This is a genomic window from Ramlibacter sp. (assembly GCF_013697775.1).
GTDB lineage: Bacteria > Pseudomonadota > Gammaproteobacteria > Burkholderiales > Burkholderiaceae_C > Ramlibacter.
This window is the reverse complement of the sequence record NZ_JACCWG010000024.1, coordinates 1-7213: the sequence shown is the minus strand read 5'-3', so window position 1 is coordinate 7213 and position 7213 is coordinate 1. Positions and strand designations below refer to the sequence as shown.

Genomic DNA, 7213 nt, shown 5'->3' with positions numbered 1-7213 from the left:
GAGCAAACGCTCCGCTCAAACAGCGCCCGCGAGCCAGTCAACGATAAAAAATCGGGGGCCGATTTTTTCCGGCTCCGGCCCGATCAGCACAGCCGCCCCAGAAATCGCCCTCCCCGGGCACCGCCTGCCGCGACAGGCTGCACTGTTGGCGTTCGCAGCGTGTACCGATCCTTCTCCGCAAAGCCGCGGCCGGGCCGCCCGGGGCGCGTCGTTCGCGAGGCGCCTGCTTTGTTTGTTCTCGTGGCCGCGCGCGCAGCGCGCTTCGTTTCTGATTCGCCGTAGCTGTCTGAACGGAGCGCCGCTTGCGGCGCGCAGTGAGTTCTACGGCGGGCCGCGAGAACAAACAAAGCAGGGGAGTCGGCGCTCTGCGCCGACCGCCTCGTGGACGCGCCCCAGGCGGCCCGGCCGCGGCTTTGCCGCGTGGTCTGTCGAGTGCTGACAAACAGATGGACGACACAGCCCTCATCGAGCGCTACCTCGAACACGTCCGCGTCGAAAAGCGCCTCGCCCAGCGCACCGTCGAGCTCTATGCAATCGACATGCAAAAGCTTGTCACGAACGCCCAGCAGGCCAACATTCCACTCACCCGCGTGCAGAACGCCCACATCCGCCGCTGGGTGGCGCAGATGCATTCGGGCGGGCGCAGCGGACGCGGCATCGCGCTCATCCTCTCGGGCTGGCGCGGCTTCTTCACCTGGCTGGGCCGCGAAGGCTTGGTAGACAGCAACCCCGTGCAGGACGTGCGCGCGCCGAAAGCCCCCAAGCCGCTGCCCAAGGCGCTGAGCGTGGAAGAGTCCATGCAGCTGGCCGACTTCGACGCCGAGGACGACGATCCCTGGCTGGAGACGCGCGACGCGGCCATCGTGGAACTGCTTTACGGCTGCGGCCTGCGCGTGGGCGAACTGGTGGGGCTCGACGTGCAGGCCGCGGCCGGCGCGCGCGGCTGGATCGACCTCGACGCGGCCGACGCGCACGTGCTGGGCAAGGGCGGCAAGCGGCGCAGCGTGCCGCTGGGCAGCAAGGCCATCGAGGCATTGCGGCTGTGGCTGGACGTGCGCGGCGACGTGCCCACAACGGGCGCGGCGCTCTTCACCGGACAGCGCGGCACGCGTTTGACGCCGCAATCCATCTGGCAGCGGCTGCGCCGACGCAGCCTGCGCGCCGGGCTGGCGACACCGGTGCATCCGCACATGCTGCGGCACTCGTTCGCCAGCCACATTCTGCAGTCCAGCGGCGACCTGCGCGCCGTGCAGGAACTGCTGGGCCACGCCAACATCGGCACCACCCAGGTCTACACGCGGCTGGACTTCCAGCACCTGGCCAAGGCCTACGACGCGGCGCATCCGCGCGCGCACCGAAAACCGGACGTCAAGAAGTAGGCTTGCCCAGCGCGAACACGGCGCGCTTGGCGTCGGGCGGCACGCTGGCCAGCAAGGCGTCCATGCGCGCCAGCAGGTCCGGGACGTCGGTGCCGTCCATCGGCACCAGCGCCTGCGCCACGCGCACCTGCGCCACCCAGTCCAGCGGCTTGTTGCGGTAGGGCATGAGGCACTGCGCCACCACACGCGGCGCGGCGGCGGCCACGTCTTCGGCCGTGAGCGGGCCTTCCAGCAGCATGCCGAAACGCTGCTCGGACAGGCGCGCCACGCTGTCGATCTCGCGCGCCACCGCCAGCAGCCGCCCGGCCACGCGCAGCGGCAGCTCCTGCGCCGCGCGCTGGTCATAAGCGCGCCGGATGCTTTCCACATTCACGATGTCGATCAGCAGCACCGCGCCGCGCAGCCGCTGGCGCTGCGAGCGCGCCACCAGCCGCACCAGCCGCTCGGTGAACACGGTGGCGTTGATCAGGCCGGTGCCGGGGTCGATGCGGTCCAGCCCGTGGATGCGCCGGTAGTTTTCGCGGCGGTGCTGGGTGCGCAGCATCAGGATCATCAGCACCAGCGGCAGCTCCGCCGCCAAGCCGATCTGCAGGCCGTGCGTGGTCCAGAAGTTCACCGCCATCAGGCCGCTGGCGCGCGCCAGCGGGAACGCCGCGCCCAGGCCCACCGGGATCGACGCGGCCAGCATCCACCAGGCCCAGCGGTCGCCGCGGCGCGCCGCCCACACCAGGGCGAGCATGCCCGAGGCGGCGGCAAGCGCGACGTAGGCCGCCATCAGCGCGAAGCGCGACGACGGCTCGATGAAGGCGACGCCCAGCGCTGCCGGCAGCGACAGCAGCTGCAGCACCAGCAGCAGCCGGTGCATGCGCCGCGACCGCTGCGCCAGCGACACGGTGGCGGAGAAGAACCACAGCAGCGCCCCCATGGCCAGCACCGGCACCACCAGCACCGCCAGGTTGTTCCACGCCGCCGCGCGCGGCCACAGGTGCAGGCCGGCGATGCCGGTCAGGCAGGCCTGGCTCAGCCCGGTCAGCGCCACGTTCAAGCCATACAGGGCGTAGGCCTCGTCGCGCAGCGTCAGCGCGCTCAGCACCGCCATCGCCGCCGCCAGGCCGGCCAGCCCGAAGTAGATGCCCAGGACCAGCGAGGTGCGCTGCTCGTGCTGGCTGACGTAGCTCTCGCTCACGAAGCTGAGCGGCGCGCCGAAGTTGTGCGCGTTCTCCACCCGCAGCAGGTAGGCCCGCGGCTGCTCGGCAGACACTTCCAGCGGCAGCAGCGGGTGGCGGTGCGGCACCGGCCAGGCGGCAACCGGCAGCCGGTCGCCGGCGGTCTGGCCGGCCCAGCGGTCCAGGCCGTCGGGCGTGTAGAGGGTGACGCGGTCCACCGAGGGGTGGGGGATTTCCAGGTACCAGCGCTCCGCGTCGGGCGCGGCCGGCAGCGTGAAGCGGATCCACAGCGCCTTGCCGGTGGACAGCAGATGCACCGCGTCCTGGCGCGTGGGCGTCCAGGCGATGGCGGGATCGGTCGCCACCTGCTCGGGCCCGAGCTGCCCGGTCGGGTCGATCCAGGCGTCACCCCAGTCCAGCAGCGGCACCGGCTGGCGTGCGGCGTCCAGCTCGGGCACGGTGCGCGCCATGCCCGGGAAGACCCACATCAGCAGTAAAAACAGCAGCGGCGCAACGCTGGTTCTCCAGCGTGCGCCGCCCATGTTCGAGACCATGTCCCGCTCCTCGTTTCGCCGTATTGTCGGGCTGGGCCCCGGTCCTGTCTGCCCCGCGGACGACAATCCGTGCATGAAAGCCATTCGCCTCAAACCCGGCCGTGAGCGCTCGCTGCTGCGTCGCCACCCGTGGATCTTCGATTCGGCCGTCGCCAAGGGCGGCGGCGATGCGGGCGAAACCGTGCGGGTGGAAGCAGCCGACGGCGCCTTCCTGGCCTGGGCCGCGTTCAGCCCGGCCTCCAAGATCCGGGCGCGCGCCTGGACCTTCGAGGAGGGCGTGCGCATCGAGCCGGCGTTCTTCCAGCAACGCGTGGCCGAGGCGGTGCGCATGCGCGCGCGCCTGGACATTCCCAGCGACAGCTGCCGCCTGGTGCACGGCGAGTCCGACGGCCTGCCGGGCTTCGTGGTGGACCGCTACGGCGACACGCTGGTGGCGCAGTTCCTGTCGGCCGGCGCGCAGCGCTGGAAGGTCGCGCTGGCGGATGCGCTGCTGCAGCACACCGGCCTGGCGCGCCTGTACGAGCGCTCGGACACCAGCGCCCGCAGCCGCGAGGGCCTGCAGCCCGAAGCCGGCTGGCTGCGCGGCGACGGCCCGACCGAACTGGCGATCCAGGAGCACGGCTGGACCCTCGGCCTGGACATTGCGTCGGGCCACAAGACCGGCTTCTACCTGGACCAGCGCGACAGCCGCCGCCGCTTCGCCGACTGGGTGCGCCGGCTGGACCTGCAGCGCGTGCTCAACTGCTATTGCTACACCGGCGGCTTCACCATCGCGGCGCTGGCGGGCGGCGCCACGGAGGTGGTGTCGATCGATTCGTCGGGGCCGGCGCTGGAGCGGGCGCGCGCCAACGTGGCGCGCAACGGCTTCGACGCGAGCAGAGCGCAGTTCCTGGACGCCGACGTGAACGCCAGCCTGCGCCGCTTCATCGCCGAAGGCCGGACCTTCGACGCCATCGTGCTGGACCCGCCCAAGCTGGCGCCTACGGCGCTGCATGCCGAGCGGGCCGCCCGCGCCTACAAGGACATCAACCGGCTGGCGCTGCAGCTGCTGGTGCCTGGCGGCGTGCTGTTCACCTATTCCTGCTCGGGCGGGATCGATCCGGAGCTGTTCCACAAGATCGTGGCCTCGGCCGGGGCCGACGCCGGCGTGGACGGCTACATCGCCGGACGCCTGGGCGCCGCGCCCGACCACCCGATGACGCTGGCGTTCCCGGAAGGCGAGTACCTGAAGGGCCTGATCGTCATGCGGAAGTCGCCGAATCCGTAAACTCTCCGCTTCGCGCCAGCTACGGCGCAGGAGTATCCCCATGAGCCTCATCCCCGCCACCATCCTCACCGGCTTTCTCGGCTCGGGCAAGACCACGCTGCTCAAGCGCGTGCTCAGCGAGGCGCACGGCCAGAAGATTGCCATCATCGAGAACGAGTTCGGCGAGGAGAACATCGACGCCGACATCCTGGTCACCGAAACCAAGGAGCAGATCGTGCAAATGAGCAACGGCTGCATCTGCTGCACCATCCGCGAGGACCTGCGCTCCACCCTGCAGCTGCTGGCCGCCAAGAAGCGCAAGGGCCTGCTGGACTTCGAGCGGGTGGTGATCGAGACCACCGGCCTGGCCGACCCCGGCCCGGTGGCGCAGACCTTTTTCATGGACGACGAGATCGCCGAGAGCTTCCTGCTGGACTCCATCCTCACGCTGGTGGACGCCAAGCATGCCGACAAGCAGCTGGACGACCGCCAGGAGGCGCGGCGCCAGGTGGGCTTCGCCGACCAGATTTTCATCAGCAAGACCGATCTGGTGGCCAAGGAGGAAGTCGACGCCCTGGTGCACCGCCTGAAGCACATAAACCCGCGCGCGCCGCAAAAGCAGGTGCATTTCGGCGAGGTGTCGCTCGCGGACGTGTTCGACCTGCGCGGCTTCAACCTGAACGCCAAGCTGGACATCGACCCGGACTTCCTGAAGGAAGACGGCGGCCACGGCCATGACCATGGGCACGACCACGAAGGCCATGAGGGCCACGACCACGAGCACGGCGAGGACTGCGACCACCCGCACCACCACGTCCACGACGACGACGTCAAGAGCTTCGTGTTCCGCGCCGAACGGCCGTTCGACCCCGCGAAGCTGGAGGACTTCCTGGGCGCCATCGTCAACATCTACGGTCCGCGCATGCTGCGCTACAAGGGCGTGCTGGACATGAAGGGAACCGAGCGCAAGGTGATCTTCCAGGGCGTGCACCAGCTGATGGGCAGCGACCTGGGGCCGGCCTGGACCGAGGGCGAGCCGCGCATGTCCAAGATGGTGTTCATCGGCATCGAGCTGCCCAAGGACATCTTCCTGCAAGGCCTGGAGCAGTGCCTGGTGTAAGTTTGTCTCGCCCGCGCAACTGCCGAGGCAGGGCGGCTTGCGCGTCGGCGGCATCCGGCAGCAGGAAAAGCGAGATAACTGCCGTGCAAGGGAGGCCAATCAGGGTATAAATCGCGATCATGAAGGCGCATCCCCATAAAAAGCGGTGCCGGCGGGACCCCCCGTCGCAGCAACCGCGCGCGCCCACCTCGCGAGGAGACCGGATTTGAAGCCCCAGCCCAAGGCCGCAGCGAAGGCCAAACAGCCGGTCGCCAAGGCGAAACCGGCACCGCACGCGGCCGCCAAGGCCGCCAAACCCGCGGCCAAGCCCGCCAAACCCGCGGCTGTGAGCAAACCTGGGGCCAAGGCCGCCGAGCTGGCCAAGAAGCCGGCTGCCAAGGCGGTGCCGGCAAAGAAGGCATCCGTACCGGCGCCGGCCCCGCCGGCGGTGAAGAAGACAGTGGCGGCCAAGGCGCCCGCGCCGGCCCCTGCTGCCAAGGCGCCGGCGGCCAAGCCGGGCGTTCAGGCAAAATCCACGGCGTCCGCGGCTGTCTCCGCGCCCGCATCGATCCGGAGCACCCAGCCCGCCGCGCCAGCGCGCCGGTCGTCTGTGCCGCCGGCCCGTCCACAATCATCCCTCCCGCAGTCGGCGCCCCCCAAGCCGGCGACGGTGGCATCGAACGCCGCCAAGGCAAGCTACATCCCCATGGCCTCCCCCCCTTCAGTCATTACTCCCCCGCCCGCCGTGGCTATCAAAAAAGACCCCAAGCTCGCCAACAACTGGAAGACCAAGTCCGCCGAGGAACTGTCCGACGACGAGGTCCTGGCCATGCCGGACACCGAATACATGAACGAGAAGCAGATGGCGTTCTTTCGCCTGAAGCTGGTTCAACTCAAGACGGATATCCTCAACAGTGCCGGTGAAACCACCGAGCACCTGCGCGAAGACACGGTCATCGTTCCCGACCCGGCCGACCGCGCCACCATCGAGGAAGAGCACGCGCTGGAACTGCGCACGCGCGACCGCGAACGCAAGCTGCTCAAGAAGATCGAACAGTCGATCGGACGCATCGACGCGGGCGACTACGGCTACTGCGACGAAACCGGCGAGCCGATCGGCGTTGGCCGGCTGCTCGCGCGGCCGACCGCCACGCTGTCGCTGGAAGCGCAGCAGCGCCGGGAACTGAAACAGAAGATGTTCGGCGACTGATTCCCTGGCCATGCCGCCCAAGGACGACAGCCCCGGCTTGCTCTCCAAGGTCGTGCGGTTCGTGAAGAACCCCACGACCAATTGGTCCGACCTCGATCAGCAGGACACGGAGCGCGAGAGCGCGTACTCCAAGCAGATGCTCAAGGAGATGATCGAGCGCAAGCGGCGCAACGACTTCGTGCGCAAGCGCGAGTTCGACATGCTGCGCAAGATGCGGCGCAGCGAGGTGATGGCGGGGTCCGATCCGGCCGCGCGCCCCTCGTTCTTCCAGAGCTCCATGCCGTCCCGGCCGGACGACCGCGCCAGCACGCTGAAGAAGATCGACGAGATCGAGGCGCAGATGTCCATGCAGTGGTGGAAGACCAAGCATGCCGACGCGGGCGCCTCCGGGCGCACCGGCAGCAGCGCTTTCCCGGTGTCCACCCACATGCCGCCCGAGCCGGGCGGCCGTCCGCCGGTGGGCGCGCAGCCAAAATCCTCGGCGTACACCCGCACTGAGCCCGCGCCGCTGCGCCAGAACGAGAAAACCGAACCGGCCGAGCTGGGCGCGCTGGAAGCC

The 7213-nt window shown here is 69.5% G+C and carries 5 protein-coding genes and 1 pseudogene; 5 read left to right on the top strand and 1 reads right to left on the bottom strand.

Annotated features, from left to right (window positions below; genetic code table 11):
- Positions 1 to 446: 446 nt before the first annotated feature.
- A complete protein-coding gene (locus tag H0U68_RS01230; protein WP_296352340.1) occupies positions 447 to 1379 on the top strand; it encodes a tyrosine recombinase XerC in 933 nt (310 codons plus the stop codon).
- On the opposite strand, the gene H0U68_RS01225 is transcribed toward H0U68_RS01230, so the two are convergent.
- A complete protein-coding gene (locus tag H0U68_RS01225) occupies positions 1369 to 3099 on the bottom strand; it encodes a 7TM diverse intracellular signaling domain-containing protein (RefSeq protein ID WP_296352339.1) in 1731 nt (576 codons plus the stop codon). The two genes, H0U68_RS01230 and H0U68_RS01225, sit on opposite strands and share 11 nt — an antisense overlap.
- A 73-nt stretch (positions 3100 to 3172) precedes the next feature.
- Here H0U68_RS01225 and H0U68_RS01220 point away from each other — a divergent pair, with 73 nt between their 5' ends.
- The 4 genes and pseudogenes from H0U68_RS01220 to H0U68_RS01205 all read left to right on the top strand — a co-directional run.
- Positions 3173 to 4366 carry a class I SAM-dependent methyltransferase gene (locus tag H0U68_RS01220; RefSeq protein WP_296352338.1) on the top strand — a complete coding sequence of 398 codons (1194 nt, stop codon included), beginning with the start codon at positions 3173 to 3175 and terminating at the stop codon, positions 4364 to 4366.
- A gap of 40 nt (positions 4367 to 4406) precedes the next feature.
- A complete protein-coding gene (locus H0U68_RS01215) occupies positions 4407 to 5465 on the top strand; it encodes a GTP-binding protein (protein ID WP_296352337.1) in 1059 nt (352 codons plus the stop codon).
- Between the two features lie 205 nt (positions 5466 to 5670).
- Positions 5671 to 6654, top strand: a complete 984-nt coding sequence (gene dksA / locus H0U68_RS01210) for an RNA polymerase-binding protein DksA (RefSeq protein ID WP_296352336.1) — start codon at positions 5671 to 5673, stop codon at positions 6652 to 6654.
- Between the two features lie 10 nt (positions 6655 to 6664).
- Positions 6665 to 7213, top strand: a pseudogene (locus H0U68_RS01205) (hypothetical protein); the annotation flags it as partial.

Bases quoted from the DNA above. Each gene is read 5' to 3' on its own strand.
- H0U68_RS01230 (WP_296352340.1), top strand. From the start codon at position 447: ATGGACGACACAGCCCTCATCGAGCGCTACCTCGAACACGTCCGCGTC.
- H0U68_RS01225 (WP_296352339.1), bottom strand. From the start codon at position 3,099: ATGGTCTCGAACATGGGCGGCGCACGCTGGAGAACCAGCGTTGCGCCG.
- H0U68_RS01220 (WP_296352338.1), top strand. From the start codon at position 3,173: ATGAAAGCCATTCGCCTCAAACCCGGCCGTGAGCGCTCGCTGCTGCGT.
- H0U68_RS01215 (WP_296352337.1), top strand. From the start codon at position 4,407: ATGAGCCTCATCCCCGCCACCATCCTCACCGGCTTTCTCGGCTCGGGC.